This window comes from Komagataeibacter europaeus LMG 18890, from assembly GCF_000285295.1.
Lineage (GTDB): Bacteria > Pseudomonadota > Alphaproteobacteria > Acetobacterales > Acetobacteraceae > Komagataeibacter > Komagataeibacter europaeus.
This window is the reverse complement of record NZ_CADP01000069.1, coordinates 1-16,413: the sequence shown is the minus strand read 5'-3', so window position 1 is coordinate 16,413 and position 16,413 is coordinate 1. Positions and strand designations below refer to the sequence as shown.

Annotated in this window: 14 protein-coding genes and 1 pseudogene; 5 read left to right on the top strand and 10 right to left on the bottom strand. The window is 58.9% G+C overall.

The genetic code is table 11. The features are described from left to right. On the top strand, positions 1-720 hold a 720-nt coding region (locus GEU01_RS22940), incomplete at its 5' end, for an IS110 family RNA-guided transposase (RefSeq protein ID WP_019085167.1). A gap of 239 nt (positions 721-959) precedes the next feature. On the opposite strand, the gene GEU01_RS15370 is transcribed toward GEU01_RS22940, so the two are convergent. The 3 genes from GEU01_RS15370 to GEU01_RS15360 form a co-directional block, all read right to left on the bottom strand. After that, positions 960-3,380, bottom strand: a complete 2,421-nt coding sequence (locus GEU01_RS15370) for an efflux RND transporter permease subunit (protein ID WP_019086769.1) — start codon at positions 3,378-3,380, stop codon at positions 960-962. Continuing rightward, entirely contained in the window at positions 3,377-4,372 is a 996-nt protein-coding gene (locus tag GEU01_RS15365; RefSeq protein WP_049976632.1) for an efflux RND transporter periplasmic adaptor subunit, read from the bottom strand. The genes GEU01_RS15370 and GEU01_RS15365 overlap by 4 nt, the downstream gene beginning before the upstream one ends. Before the next feature lie 198 nt (positions 4,373-4,570). Beyond that, on the bottom strand, positions 4,571-5,179 hold the full coding sequence (locus GEU01_RS15360; protein WP_019086767.1) for a TetR/AcrR family transcriptional regulator: 609 nt from the start codon (positions 5,177-5,179) through the stop codon (positions 4,571-4,573). A 136-nt stretch (positions 5,180-5,315) separates the two neighbouring features. On the opposite strand from GEU01_RS15360, the gene GEU01_RS15355 reads away from it, so the two are divergent. The 3 genes from GEU01_RS15355 to GEU01_RS15350 all read left to right on the top strand — a co-directional run bounded on the left by GEU01_RS15355 (position 5,316) and on the right by GEU01_RS15350 (position 8,504). Then, entirely contained in the window at positions 5,316-6,812 is a 1,497-nt protein-coding gene (locus tag GEU01_RS15355) for an efflux transporter outer membrane subunit (RefSeq protein ID WP_373321377.1), read from the top strand. Continuing rightward, positions 6,809-7,426, top strand: a complete 618-nt coding sequence (locus tag GEU01_RS25810; RefSeq protein WP_157212865.1) for a hypothetical protein — start codon at positions 6,809-6,811, stop codon at positions 7,424-7,426. Before GEU01_RS15355 ends, GEU01_RS25810 begins: the two co-directional genes overlap by 4 nt. 163 nt (positions 7,427-7,589) lie before the next feature. Further along, positions 7,590-8,504, top strand: a complete 915-nt coding sequence (locus GEU01_RS15350; protein WP_019086765.1) for a LysR family transcriptional regulator — start codon at positions 7,590-7,592, stop codon at positions 8,502-8,504. A gap of 2 nt (positions 8,505-8,506) precedes the next feature. On the opposite strand, the gene GEU01_RS15345 is transcribed toward GEU01_RS15350, so the two are convergent. From GEU01_RS15345 to GEU01_RS22935, 7 genes and pseudogenes are all read right to left on the bottom strand, one after another. Next, positions 8,507-8,740, bottom strand: coding sequence for a DUF2274 domain-containing protein (locus tag GEU01_RS15345; RefSeq protein WP_019086764.1), 234 nt, complete (start codon positions 8,738-8,740; stop codon positions 8,507-8,509). Beyond that, positions 8,737-9,930 carry a TrbI/VirB10 family protein gene (locus GEU01_RS15340; protein ID WP_026018779.1) on the bottom strand — a complete coding sequence of 398 codons (1,194 nt, stop codon included), beginning with the start codon at positions 9,928-9,930 and terminating at the stop codon, positions 8,737-8,739. The genes GEU01_RS15345 and GEU01_RS15340 overlap by 4 nt, the downstream gene beginning before the upstream one ends. Beyond that, a complete protein-coding gene (trbG, locus tag GEU01_RS15335) occupies positions 9,927-10,928 on the bottom strand; it encodes a P-type conjugative transfer protein TrbG (RefSeq protein ID WP_019086762.1) in 1,002 nt (333 codons plus the stop codon). The genes GEU01_RS15340 and trbG overlap by 4 nt, the downstream gene beginning before the upstream one ends. Continuing rightward, on the bottom strand, positions 10,925-11,608 hold the full coding sequence (gene trbF, locus GEU01_RS15330) for a conjugal transfer protein TrbF (protein WP_019086761.1): 684 nt from the start codon (positions 11,606-11,608) through the stop codon (positions 10,925-10,927). The genes trbG and trbF overlap by 4 nt, the downstream gene beginning before the upstream one ends. 5 nt (positions 11,609-11,613) lie before the next feature. After that, positions 11,614-13,014: a P-type conjugative transfer protein TrbL gene (trbL, locus tag GEU01_RS15325; protein WP_019086760.1), complete on the bottom strand. Its 1,401-nt coding sequence runs from the start codon at positions 13,012-13,014 to the stop codon at positions 11,614-11,616. A gap of 5 nt (positions 13,015-13,019) precedes the next feature. Next, the gene (gene trbJ, locus GEU01_RS15320; RefSeq protein WP_019086759.1) at positions 13,020-13,802 is read right to left on the bottom strand and encodes a P-type conjugative transfer protein TrbJ; all 783 of its coding nucleotides are present in this window, start codon (positions 13,800-13,802) and stop codon (positions 13,020-13,022) included. Beyond that, positions 13,799-15,496 (bottom strand): annotated as a pseudogene (locus GEU01_RS22935) (TraG/VirB4 family ATPase); the annotation flags it as partial. The pseudogene GEU01_RS22935 and the gene trbJ, both read right to left, overlap by 4 nt. A gap of 77 nt (positions 15,497-15,573) precedes the next feature. Between GEU01_RS22935 and GEU01_RS15310 the strand changes: the two are divergent. Then, a partial coding sequence (locus GEU01_RS15310; RefSeq protein WP_019086757.1) for an IS110 family RNA-guided transposase occupies positions 15,574-16,413 on the top strand: 840 nt, incomplete at its 3' end.

Below are 16,413 nucleotides of genomic sequence, written 5' to 3'. Positions count from 1 at the left end.
AAGACGGTTGAGCAGCAGGCAGCCCTCATGCTTGTCGGCATGCGGGAGCGGCTCGTTGGCAGACGTACGCAGCTGGCCAACTCCATCCGGGGATATGCTGCCGAATTCGGATTGACTGCTCCCCTTGGTCTCTCCCGCGTTGAGCCGTTCCTCAGGCAGATTGCGTCCGAGGATATCCTTCCCTCCCTGGCGCGCGAGATGTTTGCACAGATGGCAGAAGAGTATGGTGCCCTGATGGAGCATATCAGGGAGCTTGATGAAAAACTTGCCACATGGCATCGAAGTCAGGAGGTGAGCCGCAGGCTATCCGGAATTCCGGGCATCGGTCCTCTGGGAGCGGCTCTGCTGCTCATGAAGGCTCCGGATCCGCATCTGTTCCGTTCAGGCCGGGACTTCGCGGCCTGGATAGGTCTCACCCCTCGGGATCATTCGTCCGGCGGCAAAGTCAGACACGGCGGGATTACCCGGGCCGGAGACAGCCGCCTGAGAAGCACCCTGGTTGTCGGAGCAACAACCGTGCTTCGGCATGTGCGGCAGAACAAACAGAGCCGCCTCGCCACGCCGTGGCTCGTCAGTCTTCTGGGCAGAAAGAAGGCGAAGCTCGCTGCTGTAGCCCTGGCCAACAGGATGGCACGCATTGCATGGAAGCTGATGACCAGCGGCGAGACATATCGCAAACCGGTGGAGGCCGGCGCGATGGCAGCAGCTGCCGCTTCCTGACGAAATTGGCCAACACGATGCACAGAAACGGAATGTGATCGTGTGAGCCGATACCGCAGTCCTGCAAAGAGGAGATGGGGGGATCGTTCGATCTGAATGGAAGACACTCCGCAAGAGCCCGTGGTTTTCAAAAACCGCAGAACTGAATGGAACTTCCATCGCAGAAACCATCTTGGCCAGCAGTCTGAACACTGCAACAACAGGCCGGACATATGGGTGCAAACGACACGGTCACACCACTATTTTCCCCCTTGCAAGACAGAGCCGTCCACATAAGGCTCTTCGCTGCGATATTCCAGCATGCCGATCTGCCGCAGCGGGATACGACGGCCATCACCGGAAATGATATCCTGATCGAGAAGCCGGGCCGGGTCTGCACGAGACTGGCCGTCGGAGCGCACGATCAGATCAACCGACCGAATATCCTTGGTGGCCTGGGCCGCGCTCATGCCCTGCAACATAAATCGGGTTTGACGCGAGACAGTATCAGGTGAGAGACTCAACTGCGCCAGCCTGCTCTGATTCATCACGAAATGCAGGGATGGCTGTTTTTCTCCCCAGTCGGTATTCACCTGCCGCGTCTCGGGGGCGGCCCGGACAATATCGCTGACCTGCTGAGCGATATGACTTACTGTTTGGGCGTCCGGCCCCATGACGCGGTACATGATCGGAAAATGCGTATAAGGACCAAAGACGAACTCGGTCGCACGCACCCTGGCCTCTGGCGCCAGGCCCTTCGCGACTTCCTGGCGCAAGCTATCGCGCAGCCTGTCTCTCTGCTTCGCGTTTGCGGTCATAATAACGATTTTTGCAAATGCCGGATCAGGCAGTTCCGGATTATACGCCAGAAAGAACCGGGGAGCGCCCCCACCGATATAGCTTGTGACGCTGAGGGTTTCAGGCTGCTTCTGTAGCCAGTCACTGACTTTCCTTGCTGCTTCGGCGGTGCTTTCGATGGATGCTCCTTTCGGCATTATTACTTCTGCCAGCAGCTCCGGTCGATCCGAACTGGGAAAAAACTGCTGCCGCACAAATCCCATACCGACAAACGCCAGCACGAACAGGCAGACCACGCCTGCACAGACGGCCTTATTATGAGTTATTACGCTGCGGACCAGCCGCCTGAAACGCTCATACCGTGCGGATTGATACGGTGGCTGCGCATGTGCTGCCCGGAGATCAGGCAGAAATTTGACACCCAGATAAGGCGTAAAAATAATGGCGACAAACCATGACGTGATGAGAGCGAACGCGACGATCCAGAAGATGTTTCCTGCGTATTCACCTGCGGCTGATTGTGCAAAACCGATGGGGGTAAAACCAATGATCGTCACGAGTGTTCCCGCGAGCATCGGTGCCGCCGTGTGAGACCATGCGTAGGACGCGGCTGCAATACGGTTCATGCCCTCTTCAAGCTTCACGACCATCATTTCAATAGCAATGATCGCGTCATCGACAAGAAGTCCAAGTGAGATGATTAAGGCGCCAAGCGTGATCCGATCGAGCGCGCGCCCCGTTACAAGCATGAGGATCATGACGATTGCCAGCGTCAGAGGCACGGCAGCTGCCACAACGAGACCCACACGAAAGCCGAGGCTGATAAAGCTGACCAACATGACGACGCTCAACGCCACGAAGAATTTCAACATGAACTCGCCGACGGCCGCGTGAATATTTTGCGCCTGATTAACGATCCGCGTGAGCGTAATCCCGACCGGCAGGCTCCGGTTGATCCCATCTTCAGCATGAGACAGCGCAGCACCGAGCTTCAGGCCATTCCAGCCAGGCCGCATGACAACATTGAGAACCAGGCTGGACTGGTTGTTATGACGGGTCAGAAAATCCGGTGGTTCCTCATAACCTGTGTGGACCGCCGCGATATCCCCCAGTCGAACAGTCCGGCCACCCACACTGATCGTTGTGTTTCCGATAATGTCCGGTCGCGACAGTGGTTGCCGCGTACGAACATAAATCTGACTGGCACTGGTTTCGACAAAACCCCCATCTACGACATCATTCCGTTCCTGAAGCGTCTGGATAACGTCCGTTACGCTCAGGCCGAGTTCTGCCAGCTTCGAGTGTGAGAGATCGATATACAGCCGCTCCGGCTGCTCCCCGACAATCGCTACTTTTTGGACCCCTGGCACATGCAGAAGCTTCTCTCTCACGGTCTCCGCAGCACGGGTCACCAAGGAGAGCGGAACATCCCTGCCTTCAAGGGTATAAACCGTGAAGACCACGTCGGAATATTCGTCGTTGACGAAGGGGCCAATAGCACCTCGTGGAAGCACATGCGCGCTGTCCCCCAGTTTCTTCCTCGCCTGATAGAACTCCTCCGGCACGGCAGATGGAGGTGTATTGTCCTTGAGGGTGAGCATCATGACCGCCATGCCGGGGCGTGCCATTGTTTCCACCCGGTCATACCAGGTCAGCTCCTGCAAGCGCTTTTCCAGCGGATCGGCAACCAGATCCTGTACCTCCTCTGCTGTAGCGCCTGGCCATAGAACAGTGGCTGTCAGCGTCTTGACGGTAAAACTTGGTTCCTCTGCACGGCCGAGTGCAAAGAAAGCATAGGCGCCGGATAGGGCGAGCGCGACGATCAGGAACAGCGTGATCGCCTGTTCCCTAACCGCCCATGCCGAGAGATTGAACGCCTTCATTGCATCTGCGCCTGGTCAGGCGCGATCGTCACAGCTTCCTCCGCATGGAGGTCATGGACACCAGCAGCGACCACCTGTAATTCGCCGGAAGCACGCAGGTCGCGCATTCTCTGATCGGGCATTATAACAGCCGCGCCGCCTTCAACACGCCGGAGAGGCACCGGGTGAAACGCGACCTTCTTGTTAGATGGTTCGATGATCCATACGCCCGGTGCGCTTCCCATATCGAAAACTGCAGAAAGAGGAACGACCATATCGTCGGACAGTGACGATGTCAGCGTAACAGTGAGCGTCTGTCCGATCCGTAAGTTCGTCGGAGAATTCGGGATGATGTACCGTGCGTTCACCGTTCTCGTTGCAGTATCTTCAATAGCGGCGATCTGGCGAAGCGACGCGGCGCGCGTGATGATCTGATCGCTCTTTGCATCTGAAACGATCGCTGAAGAGCCGATGGGAAGATTCATGTCTTCGGGGAGATCAACCGACGCCTCCAGAGGACCGGCTGATGCGAAGGTCAAGACCGGTTGGCCTGCCGATACAACATTACCGGACTCGGCAAGAACGGAAAGCACCGTACCGTCATGATCGGCCCTCAAAACCGTGTAGTCGTCCCGGTCAGTCGCGATCCTGCGATTGGCGTCCGCCGCCATCAGTTGTGCGTGGAGACTTTCGGCACGACTGCGTATTCCATCGTAGAAAGACTTCGACACGGCGCCCGTCTGATCCAGACCCCGATAACGACGTTCGTCGGCCGCTGCATTCTCCCAGGCCGCACGCAACGATGCCGCATTGGCGCTCTGGCTGGTCACGTCATGTGCAAGATCGGTTCTGTCGAGGGTCATCAGTACATCACCGCGATGTACGACCTGACCCTCGTCGACCTTCCGGGAAACTATTTTCCCCGCAACACGAAAGGCAAGCGTGGGCTGCACGCGTGCTGCGACGACAGCGGGATATATCGGGGACGAAGAGGTCGTACTGCCGGGAACAATCGCAAGGACGGCACGCGGAGCCGTGCGCGGATCCGACGGCGTATGCCTATTGCAACCAACTACGGGCATGAGGAGCAATATGCCCAGCCACCTCCCGAAAAACCGTCTTCTTGGCGGCATCCAAATTTCTCCCTCGATACATCGTGGGAGTTATCTTTGTCGCGAGTGATGGTATTGTCAATTCGTCACATGTTGATTCTATGCTGAAAGACTCCTCAGCACCAGGCCGGCCAGGAGAGAGGCATCCTCGATAAGGGTATTATGATTGAACTCGAGAAGCACAGGATGTCTGACAGGCTGGAGTGCAAGGACCACTCCACGGCAGGCTTCCTCTAGTGGAGTCTTGCGCTCAAACTCTCCTGCGTTCCTGCCATCGGCAATCACCGATCTGACGTGTGACAACAATTCCGCGTCGAAGTCGGCGGCCGTCGACCAGCCTTCTTCCAGAGCAGCGAGCACAATGTCGTGCATTTTCCGGTCATTGAACAAAAGGTCGATTCCGTCACGGGCAAGGGTCAGAAAGATGAGGCGAAGCCTTTCCGACGCTGGCTTGCCGGATCCCACGACATCCTTGACGTCCACCATCACCCGCTCGTGACACTGGCGACAGATCTCTTCGCCTATAGCCCGCTTGGAATCAAAGAACTTGTAGATATATGCCGTCGAGAGACCGATCGCCTTGGCAAGGTCAGCGACAGTTGTTTTCTTATATCCATAGTGGCGGAAATGCTCATTGGCCGCATCGAGAATCTGCTCCCGCCGCTCATGATCTATCGGGCCTCTCTGACCTTTGCCTGCTGACTGCATCCGAACCTCACGTCGAAAAAGGGAACATTTAATTCATACGTTGAGCTACTCACGTTGACAATGAGTGACGGTTTATGGAACATGTCATACAATACACTCCATCCGGCTGCACCAATTCACAACAGAGGTTCCCAAGGTGATTCAGAACCCTACCCTGAAGGAAGGAACGCGTTGCCTTATTTGCCCAGGAACGAGACGCCGCTCCGCTGCAGCCATTATTCGACAGTCGGTATTCGCCGCAGTGATGTCATGCCTGACGGCGTGCGCTGTCGGTCCGAACTATCGGACACCACAAATGTCGCTTATCCCGTTCCACAATGTCAGCAAAACAGCGTTCTCGACATCTTCCTCGGAGAACGCGGTTTCCTGGTGGAAATCATTTCATGATCCGGAACTCGATAAAATTGAGTCCCGAGTGCTTACCCAGAATCTTGATCTGAAGGCAGCCTATGCGAGAGTGCTTCAGGGACTGGCAATCGCGCGCTCAGCAGCCGCACAGATGTTACCAACTCTCGATTTTTCCCCGCAGGTTTCGGCGACAAGACTGTCCGAAGAAGGACTCATCGGCCACATTGTTCGGGAAATTCCACACTTCAATCGGGATTATCGCGAGTACAACGTTGGTGGCGTGGCAAGTTGGGAGCTGGACGTCGCCGGCGGTTTGAGAAGAGCACACGAAGCCGCACGGGATGAGTTTCAGGCAGCTGAGGCGGAAGGTGATGGTACGAGACTGAGCCTCGCGGCCGAGGCTGCCGATACATACCTCCGCATCCGGGGCGATCAGGCCCGGCTACGCATAGCCAGGGATGTTTTCACCTCCAACCAGAAGATGATGGACCTTATCCGGCAGCGTCGCAGTCGAAAGGTTGCCGACGACCGGGAATTGTCCTCTGCTACAGTAGTCGTCGAGGCTGCCCGGCAGAACATGATCGATATAGAAAAAGATGAGGAAACGCAGTCAAACCGACTTGATGTCCTGATGGGAACCCAACCCGGAACATACGCTGTAGAACTCAGGATTTATGCTGAATTACCCGCTGTTCCCGCACCATCCGCGAATGCGCAGCCTCTGGAAGTTCTCCGGCGTCGGCCCGATGTTATCGCCTCGGAAAGAAGACTGGCAGCAAGCAACGCCCGCATCGGCGAGGCTCTGGCAAATTATTATCCAAAAATATCTCTTCAGGGCGCGCTGGGTTTCGAAAGTATGAGCCCGCAACAGCTATTCACGGCGCCTGGATTCCAGCCGACTGCGACAGGAGCATTACGATGGCGCATTTTCGATTTTGGAAAAATATCCAGCGATGTCTCCCGTGCTCATGGTAGTTACGCAGAGGCACTCGCCAGCTATCAGGCCACCATGTTACGCGCAGCAGAAGATGTAGAAGATGCATTCTTTCATCTTTCCCAGACACGACAAGCGATCGCATCGCAAATGCATAATGTTGAAGCGTTGCACCATGCTGCGGCTCTCACATGGCAGTCCTATACAGCGGGCACTCTGGCTCTAAATGATGCCCTTCAAGCAAACATCACCTTATTGAACGCGCAGGATCGACTGGCATCCATGCGAGCAGAAGAGGATCGCGCCGCAGTTGAATGCTTTCGCGCACTTGGGGGAGGCTGGCAGTCGTGAATATTACCGATCGCATCATGAATGTTCTTATCCGGCGCGGCGAAACTCTCACAACGTCATCCGATCTCGATCAAGTGTCGCCTGAATATGATTTCAAAGAACAACATGCAATCAAGGTCAGAAGCGATCAGAACTCATTGTTCAAAGTCGCTTTGGCATTCAGGCTGCGGGACGACCCTCTTATCCGTTTCTTCCTTTCGCTACGCTTTCCGGCGCGACGTCTGAAAGCATCTGATGCAACAAATATGTTTGATTTTGAGGATTTTATCGTCCTTCGCGAAATTCCCTCCAAAGAAATCATACGCGGCCTTTTAGGCACATTCGATTCTTCGAATACATCTCCTGTGATGCGATCCCCCTCTGATTTTATCCATTTTACTCGGCCCGGTTTCTATAAAGTGTTTGTATCAATTATGGTAACGTCAATTACAAAAGGCGAGTGCCTCCTAACTACAGAAACGCGAATAGAATGCACAGATAGAAAAACAAAGCGGCTATTTCTTCCCTATTGGATATGCATCCGGTGGGTAAGTGGTATTTTACGGCTACGAATGCTAAATCACATCAAGAAAATTTCTGAGCAGGACGGTGACATTAATATCTCCGCAAGATGAGTTTTATCAGCGTAATTTTATTTAACTATGTTTTCGGAGACGTAATAACACCCAATCACAGGATAAAACTGCCATGTTTATTCTGCCCATCTGTGCTCGTTTTATACAATTAACGGACAATACGGTTTTGAAACCATGCCGTGGCAAGATGGTCTGACGGGTCATGCGCCGCCCGCCCTTCGATCTGTGGCAACTCCTATGCGTGCGGGCAATCGCCGAGCACGGCAGTATCCATGGCGCGGCGCGTTTCCTGAACACCCGCCAATCGGCCGTCAGCCGCTCCCTGCACAACCTCGAGGAGCGGCTGAATGTCAGGCTGTTCACCCGCTCTCCGGTCGGTGCCGAACCGACTGCGTTCGGCCAGGAATTCATCCGCTGGAGCCAGACGATTCTGGAGAATGTGGCCGGCATGAACGCCCGCGCACGGCGAACGGGCAAGGGCGAGAACGGCCATGTCTCCATCGGTATCCAGACCTGCGTCCTGCCCGGAAAGCTCTCGGCTTTCACAGCGGAGTTCCGCGCTACACATCCTGATATCGTGTTTCGCTATTCCGAGGGCACAGGCAAGAGACTGCTGCGCCGGCTCCAACGCGGGCAGATCGATTTCGCGGTCGTCACACGTCGCAATCTGACGCCAGCCCTGCGGGTCACGCCTCTGTGGAGCGACCGCATCGTCGCGGCGCTCCCGATCAGTCATCCACTGGCAAACCAGCGTGAAATCTCATGGTCCGATCTGCGGCACGATATATTCCTGATCGGACGGGATAACGCGGGTCAGGATTTCGAGGAACTTGTCCGACGAAAACTTGACGGGACAAATATCCGCCCGAGAATCCGCCGCCATGATATCGGCAGCAATCGGGTTGTCGCACTCGTTCAGAACAAGGAAGGCGTCGCCCTGCTTCCGGCCTCGTGGCTACCGCTAATCCGCAATCAACATGGCGATGATATCGCGATCACGGAAATCCGTGACGCGAACGGTTCGTCTCATCTGGAATTCGGAATCGTCTGGCGACCTGACAATGAAAATCCCTGCGCCCGGAGCTTCGCCCGCTATCTCGAAGCCCACAGGCCATAAAACTATTTTCCCGACGACGCGCTTTTATTCTTTCTCCGCGCCCTGGCGAATCCCTTGTCCGACATCATGAACTGACGAAGCATAGGCGCGACCAGTCGGGCCGGATCCATTGTCCCATCGTTGCCGGAAAGAAGTGCCGCATAGGCCAGCAGATCGCGATGGATATCGGGAGGTAACGCCACGGTCATTCTGACCGGTTTCTCATCGGGAAGCTCCCAGATTTTCAGGTCCGTCATCGTATGTGTCCTTGATCCCGGTAGGGTTTGAGTAACAGGTCGTGCCCGACCAGAACGGTGAACGGCAGCCCCGGCCGGTCGGTCAGGGTGGGCTGGACGTTCAGGCTTCGATCAATCAGCCGGTTGCCGACCATGGAGAAGCCGTTGCTGGCGCCAGAGCGGATCGCCTGGGCCAGATTGTTTTCGCTCTGGCTGGTTCCCGCCTCTGACCCCACGCTGAGCAGGGTCGTGACGAGAGCTGCCTTGAACAACTGCCCCCAGTGATTGTTCACCTCGTCAGCCAGTCCAGACTGACCTATGGCGTCGCCACCCGGCAGCTTCTCCAACACCAGGCTCTCGCCGTTCGGGAAAACCAGCCGCGTCCAGATAATCTGCGTGCGCTGCTGCCCAAAGGAAATCCCGCTGTTATAGGCCCCGAACAGCCTGCTGCCCTGCGGGATCAGCAGATAGCGGCCGGTCGGGCTGTCATAGACGTTCTGGGTGACATGGCCGGTAATCTGACCCGGTAGGTCGGAGCTGATCTTTGTGTTCAGCGCGCCAGCGATCACCGTGCCCGCCTGAAGGATATAGGGCGAGGCAATCGGCATGATGCGATCGGGGCTGACGGTCATGCGGTCCGGCTGGCCGGCCAGAAAGGCACGGTTGCCAGATTGTGCGTCGGTCGCAGGGGCCGCTGATGCCTGCGAGGCGGGAACGCCCGGCGCGGGTGCCGCTGCCTGTTCGCCGGCGCGGTCACGTTCCCCCATCTGCACGAACAGCCGGCTGGCGATCGCGGCCTCGACCTCCTGCGCGGCACGGCGGTCCTCCCCACCGGATGCGACTTTCCCCTGCCCCTGTGCTTTCAGGATGGTGTGTCCCAGGTCACCGGGCAGCGCTGGACCGAGCTTTGGCACGCCACCGCCGACATAATCGGACGGCAGCCCCGCCAGCCCATCGGCAGACGGACGCACATCCGTGTCCTGACTGGCGGCCGGTGGCGCTTTGTGGCTGCTGTTCTCCAGCGCGTAGCCAAGAGCCAGACCAATGGCGAGCATCCCTGCCCCGCCAAGCGCCCAGACCACGGTGCGGTTGAGCCTTACCACGCGCGGCCGTTCCGCCCGCAGGCGCAGGTCGGGCGGTGATGATGCGGAATTTCCCCCTGTGGCGGGAGCCGCTGGATTTTCTCCCACTGTCGGTGCTTGCCCGGTCATGTCCGCCGTCCATCGGTGCGTACGATACGCACCCTTTGCTCGGAATGCTTGTCGCCCAGTCGCAGTTCGGCGGCCGCAAACAGCCGGTCCACGATCATCCAGTTCTGCCGCACCCGGTAATTGACCAGTTCAGGGCCGCCATCGGCCCCCAGCACGAACAGCGGGGGCAACTCCCCCTGCCCTATGCCGACCGGAAAGGCGATATAGACCTTGTGGCCGTCATCGAATGCCCGGCCGGGCAGCCAGGGCGGCGTGCCCCCTTTCACCGGCTGGATGGCATAGCGGAAATTCAGCGTGTTCAGGTCCAGCCCCGTGTCCACCGGGCTAGCATCATCAGCCGCACTGTCCTGCCGATGCAGAGCGATAAGGCTGTCCTCGGGGTAATCCCACGACACCGACGCCATATACGTCGCCGGGGTGGAACGCAGTTCGGCGAGATAGGTCCGCCGGTCGGTGTTGACGATCAGGTTGGTGGTCAGATCTGGGCGCGTTGGTTTGACCAGGATATGAATCCGCTTTGTCGCTCCTGCCCCGCTCTCGGTATCACCGATGATCCAGCGCACCGTGTCACCTGCCGCCACGGGTCCAGTGCCCACCAGCTTTTCACCCTGCTGGAGCATGATGTCGGTGATCTCGCCGGGCGAGGTGTAAACCTGATAGAGGGCACCGGGAGAATAAGGATAGACCTGCACCGCATTGATGAACCCGGCTCGCGTGGGCTGAATGCGTGCCGCCAGATTGGCCTGCGTCACGCGCGCGGTCGGATCGGCGACTTCGGGGGCCGAATGGACCGCACGTCGTGAGGGCAACGGCTTGAGCTGTCCCGGTAAGGGAAGCAGTTTGGGGACTTCCACCACCCGCACCGGCTTCGGTGGGTCCGGCAGACGTGTCGCCTGAACAGCGTCATCGTAGCGGATGACGGGCGGATGGTAGCCGCTCGCGCAACCGGCTAGAGGCAGAACCAGCAGCGGCAGGACACGAAGAGCGCGACGGATCATTGGCCAAGCTCCTTCGACCAGTTGATGGCGGAGACGTAGATTCCGAGGGGGTTTTTCCGCAGATGATCCGCATCGCGCGGCGTGCGTAGAACGACCGAGACGATAGCGGTCCAGCGCTCGGTGCCGGTGAACGCGCCGTCGCGGTAATGGCGCTCGGTCCAGGCCACACGGAAGCTGCCGGGCGAAGCCCGGATCACCGAGGCGATGTCCACCTCGACCTGCTCGTGCCCGATGCGCGAGAACGGATCGTTCAGGCGGGCATAATCGTTAAGCGCCTGCGCACCGGACGTGGTGGTGAAATCATAGGCACGCAGCCAGTTGTGCCGGACCACGACAGCATCGGACGACAGGGACCGCACATCACTGATAAACTGCGCCAGATACCAGGCGATCTGCGGATCGGCGGGCATGTAGTCCGCTGTCGCGGGGGCCACGACCTGCGCCTGCCCCAGCCGGTCCACCTGCACGACCCACGGCGTGATGGTGCCGCGCGCGGATTGCCAGACCAGCCCTACGCCAAGACCTGCGGACAGAAACAGGGAGCCGAACGCCATGAGCCGCCAGTTACGGGCCTGGATGCGGGCAGAGCCGATCCGTTCATCCCACGCCTGCGCTGCCTTTTGATACGGTGTCACGGGCTCGGGCGTGGTCCCGTAGCATGTGGTCGAGCGACGGAACATCGTCCTCATTCCTTTTCCGACAGATCGATGGAGGCAGACCCGCCTCCGCCATCGGCGGAGCGGATGACGTGGGCGGCTTCAGCGGCATGGGCTGCGGCGTTACGGCGCTTCATGCTCCGCGCCCATCGGGGTGGCGTGCCTGCGGGGCTGGGGCCGGAACTGCCGCCGGTGTCGCCATTACCTGACGGGCTGCCGGACGTCCCGTCACCAGCATCGGACGATGACCCACCCGTGAAACGTCCGCCCGTCGCGGTGAAAGCGCCTCGTGCGCCCTCGCCGTAACTCTGCTTCATGGCGGTCGCTGCGGAAGACATTTTATTCTTTACGGCATTTGCGGCAGCACTGCCCGGTGCCCGGGCGACACCGCCCAGCCCGGCTGCCATACGGGCACCGGCACTTTCACCAGCGGCATTCATGGCACCCATGGAATAAGCCGTGTTGGCCGCACCCGCGATCGCGGCTCCACCGCGCGCGGCGGCAGCGGTCGCGCCCAGTGCCGCCGCCCCACCGGAAGCAGCCGCCCCGACACCGGCCACCGCCGCAGCGCCCATGGCGCCGACGGCCATACCGGTGCCAACAGCCGCTCCCGCGCCAAGCTGAGGAGCGCCGGAGATCAGCCCATTGGCGATGCTGCCGCCAAAAATGGACAGGCCGACAATCGCAAGCGAAGCCAATACCACCGATGTCGCCTGCCCGACCGTGGGAACAGCATCGCCATAAGACGTAGTAAACTTCTGGAACAATACAGACGCGATAGCGGAGATCACAGCCAGGACCATGATCTTCACACCGGACGATACGACATTGCCCAGCACCTTCTCGGCGAGGAAGGCGGTGCGGTTGAACAGGGCGAACGGGATCAGCACGAACCCTGCCAGGGTGGTCAGCTTGAACTCGATCAGCGCGACAAAAAGCTGCACGGCCAGAATGAAGAACGCGGCGAGCACAATCAGCCAAGACAGGCACAGCACGAAGATCTGGATGAAATTCGTAAAGAAGGCGACCGGACCAAGGAGATTGTGGACAGAGTCCAGAAGCGGCTGCGCTGCCGTAAATCCGGTCGAGGCCAGTCGGCCGGGCCGCAGGAAGTCTCCAAGCGCCAGACTGCCGCCGCCGACCTTCAGACCGAGGGCCGCAAAGCTGTCGAAGACGATCTTCGAGAGCGCATCGAAATCGTTGATGACCCAGGCGAAGAACCCGATATAGAGCGTCTTCTTCACCAGACGCTGGATGATGTCCTCATCTGCCGCCCAGGCCCAGAACAGCCCGGCCAGCGCAATATCCAGCACCGACAGAGTACCCGCCAGCGAGATCACATTCCCCTTCACCAAACCGAAACCGGTATCGATAGTGGTGGTAAAGGTGTTCAGGAATGTATCGATAACGCCCACGTCATTGGTCGCCATGGCCGTCAGTTCCCGCTGCTGCCGAACATGGAAATCGCGGTCGGGCTATAGGCATTATATTGGGAAAAATGCTGGTACTGTGCTGCACTTTCCGCCTCGGCAGCCGCCTGCCGCGCCCGCTCCAGATCGGCGGCCCGGCCATTGGCGGACAGGACTGCGACCACGTCCGAAAGCTGGCGGGATTGCAGCGCAAGCAGCTGGTTTCCGGCCTGTGCGGCCTGCAAAGCCCCGGCCGAACTCTGGCTCGCCGAGACCAGTTGCGTCATGGCCGAGCTGTCGCTCGGGATATTTCCCACCACCCGCGCCTGAAGTTTCAGGGCATCCTCAAACCCGCCCACGGAATTCTGCCAGCGTGTCTGTGCCTGGCTGAACAGGGCGCTGTCCGACATGGAGGAGGAGATCGACGTATAGGCCTGCTGGTATTTCTGCTCGACCGAGGTCACCGAATAAGCGATGTTCTGCGCCTGCCCGAGCAGTGCCGTGGTCTGGGAAATTGTCGATTGCAGTGTCGACAATGTCGACAACGGCAGCAGGGCGAGGTTCTTCGCCTGGTTGACCAGCATCTGCGCCTGATTGGCGAGAGACGTGATCTGGTTATCAATCTGCTGAAGCTCGCGCGCTGCGATCAGCACGGTCTGGACATGCGCAGCCCCATCATAGACCGCCCATTGCGCGTGGGCGGGTTGCACCGAACTGACGCCGGCACCAACAGCCAGGGCCATGACGGATGCCAACAGGTTTGCGCGACGGAAAAGTTTTGCCCGGATGCGGAAAAGTTTCTCCATCATGACACGTCCCCTTCCCGCAGAAGGTTCGCAGCCCATGACACGCCGCGCACGTCGAACCAGGCAGGCAGAAAGCCACCACGTCCGTGTTCCGACAACACACTGTCGATCAACCGGTGATCGTCCTTGCCGGAGGCCGCGCACAGCGCCAGGGCAACAGGACCGAGCCCCAGTTCGAACAGGCGGTTTCCCCGCTGGGTCTGGCAGTAATATTCCCGCTTCGACGCCGCGCGCGCGATGATCGCGATCTGCCGGTCGTTCAGGCCGAAGTCCCGATAAAGCGCCATGATCTGCGACTCGATCGCCCGCTCATTTGGCAGGAAGATCCGCGTCGGACAGCTTTCCACCACCGCCGGGGCAATGCGGGAATTGGCGATGTCGGACAGCGACTGAGTGGCGAAGATGACGCTGGCGTTCTTCTTGCGCAGGGTTTTCAGCCACTCCCGGAGTTGCCCCGCGAAATCGCCGTCATCCAGCACCAGCCAGCCCTCATCGATGACCAGGAGCGTCGGGCGGCCATCCAGTCGGCCTTCGATCCGGTGGAACAGATAGGACAGCACGGATGATGCCGCGCCCGAGCCGATCAGCCCTTCCGTTTCGAACACCACGACGTCGGCCTCACCCAGCCGCTCAGCGTCCGCGTCGAGCAGGCGGCCATAGGGACCGCCCAGACAATAGGGTGCCAGCGCCTGCTTCAGGGCGTTGGACTGGAGGAGTGCTACCAGGCCGGACAACGTCCGTTCACCAATAGGCGACGATGCAAGGGAATTCAGGGCCGACCAAAGGTGAGACTTCACATCCGGGGTCAGCGTTACCCCCTCTCCGACAAGGATCTGGCCGAGCCATTCGCTGGCCCATTTTCGCTCATCCGGATCATCAATCCGCGCCAGCGGCTGGAGCGATACACTGCCACCCTGTTCTCCCGACAGATCAGCGTCTGTCAGCCCACCGCTGAGATCGTGCCAGTCACCGCCCATCGCCAGCGTCGCGGCCCGCATCGAACCACCAAAATCAAAGGCGAAAATCTGCGATCCCGCATAGCGGCGGAACTGCAACGCCATCAGCGCCAGCAGCACGGATTTACCTGCCCCGGTCGGTCCTGCGATCAGTGTGTGCCCGACATCGCCGACATGAAGCGAAAACCGGAAGGGTGTCGCACCCGCCGTCCTGCCGTAAAACAGCGGTGCTGCCCTGAAATGCCCGTCCTGCTCCGCCCCGGCCCACACGGCGGAAAGCGGAATCATATGCGCCAGGTTCAGGGTAGAGACGCAGGGCTGGCGGACATTGGCGTAGACATGACCGGGCAACGATCCCAGCCAGGCTTCCACAGCGTTGAGGCTTTCCGCCATGCAGGTGAAATCGCGACCCTGAATGATCTTTTCCACGAGGCGAAGTTTTTCCGCCGCGATGCTGGCACTGCCATCCCACACCGTGACCGTGGCCGTGATATAGGCCTGCCCCACATCGTCTGCTCCGAGGGATTGCAGGGCGAGATCGGCATCCGCCGCCTTGTTTGCGGCGTCGTTATCGACCAGAACGGATGCCTCGTTGGTCATCACCTCCCGGACAATGGCCGCAATACTCTTGCGCTTTGCGAACCACTGACGGCGGATCTTCGTCAGCACCTTCGTGGCGTCGGTCTTGTCGAGCAGGATGGCGCGCGTCGACCAGCGATAGGGCATGGCCAGCCGGTTCAAGATGGGGTGGACGGCCTCCATGCGGCATCAATGTGCCATGCTGGGGTCGGAATGACCATTCAGAGGAGACCGCCCGGATGAAAATTACCATGATCGGCCTGGATATCGCCAAGTCCGTTTTTCAGGCGCACGGCACAGATGCAAATGGAAAATGTCTTCTCAAGCGAAAGCTCGGGCGCAGTGAGGTTGCCTCATTCTTCGGGAAACTCGAGCGGTGTCAGGTCGTGCTCGAAGCTTGCGGCACATCGCATCATTGGGCGCGCGTCATCCGCGATGCGGGTCATGACGTGAAACTTATTCCGCCGGACATGGTCAAGCCGTTCGTCAAACGTGGCAAGAAAAACGACGCTGTTGACGCCGCAGCCATTTGTCTTGCGGCACTCCATCCCGACACGCGCTTCGTCCCGATCAAAAACGAAGAACAGCAAAGCCTGCTCTCGTTACACTCAACGCGCACACTATTGGTCAAACAGCAGACGATGCTGGTCAATGCGTTGCGCGCGCTTGCAGCGGAATTCGGCTTGATCGTGCCGTTGGGAAACAGTCGCCTGCCCGATCTTCTGGCGAAAATCGAGACATCACCCGATTTGCCCGACGTCATGAAGCAGACCGTCATTTTGCTCTTCGAACAATACGGAAAGTTGAGTGAAAGCATCGGATGCCTGGAAAGGCGAATCCAGGCGCACGCCAGGCAGGACGAAGATGCCCGTCGTCTTTTGACAATACCCGGCATCGGCCCGATGACCGCGTCCTTGATCGTGGCATCTGTCACGGATATCGACACTTTCGAAAGTGCGCGGCACTTCGCGGCCTGGCTTGGACTTGTGCCGCGGCAGCACTCGTCCGGCGGAAAGGTCCGGCTGGGCAGGATTACGAAAACGGGCAACCGGGAAATAAGGAAGCTGCTCGTTCTGGGG

Coding starts and splice junctions, on each gene's coding strand:
- trbG (WP_019086762.1), bottom strand. CDS start 10,928: ATGATCCGTCGCGCTCTTCGTGTCCTGCCGCTGCTGGTTCTGCCTCTA.
- GEU01_RS15340 (WP_026018779.1), bottom strand. CDS start 9,930: ATGACCGGGCAAGCACCGACAGTGGGAGAAAATCCAGCGGCTCCCGCC.
- GEU01_RS15360 (WP_019086767.1), bottom strand. CDS start 5,179: ATGCAGTCAGCAGGCAAAGGTCAGAGAGGCCCGATAGATCATGAGCGG.
- GEU01_RS15350 (WP_019086765.1), top strand. CDS start 7,590: ATGCGCCGCCCGCCCTTCGATCTGTGGCAACTCCTATGCGTGCGGGCA.
- trbF (WP_019086761.1), bottom strand. CDS start 11,608: ATGTTCCGTCGCTCGACCACATGCTACGGGACCACGCCCGAGCCCGTG.
- trbL (WP_019086760.1), bottom strand. CDS start 13,014: ATGGCGACCAATGACGTGGGCGTTATCGATACATTCCTGAACACCTTT.
- GEU01_RS15370 (WP_019086769.1), bottom strand. CDS start 3,380: ATGAAGGCGTTCAATCTCTCGGCATGGGCGGTTAGGGAACAGGCGATC.
- GEU01_RS15345 (WP_019086764.1), bottom strand. CDS start 8,740: ATGACGGACCTGAAAATCTGGGAGCTTCCCGATGAGAAACCGGTCAGA.
- trbJ (WP_019086759.1), bottom strand. CDS start 13,802: ATGATGGAGAAACTTTTCCGCATCCGGGCAAAACTTTTCCGTCGCGCA.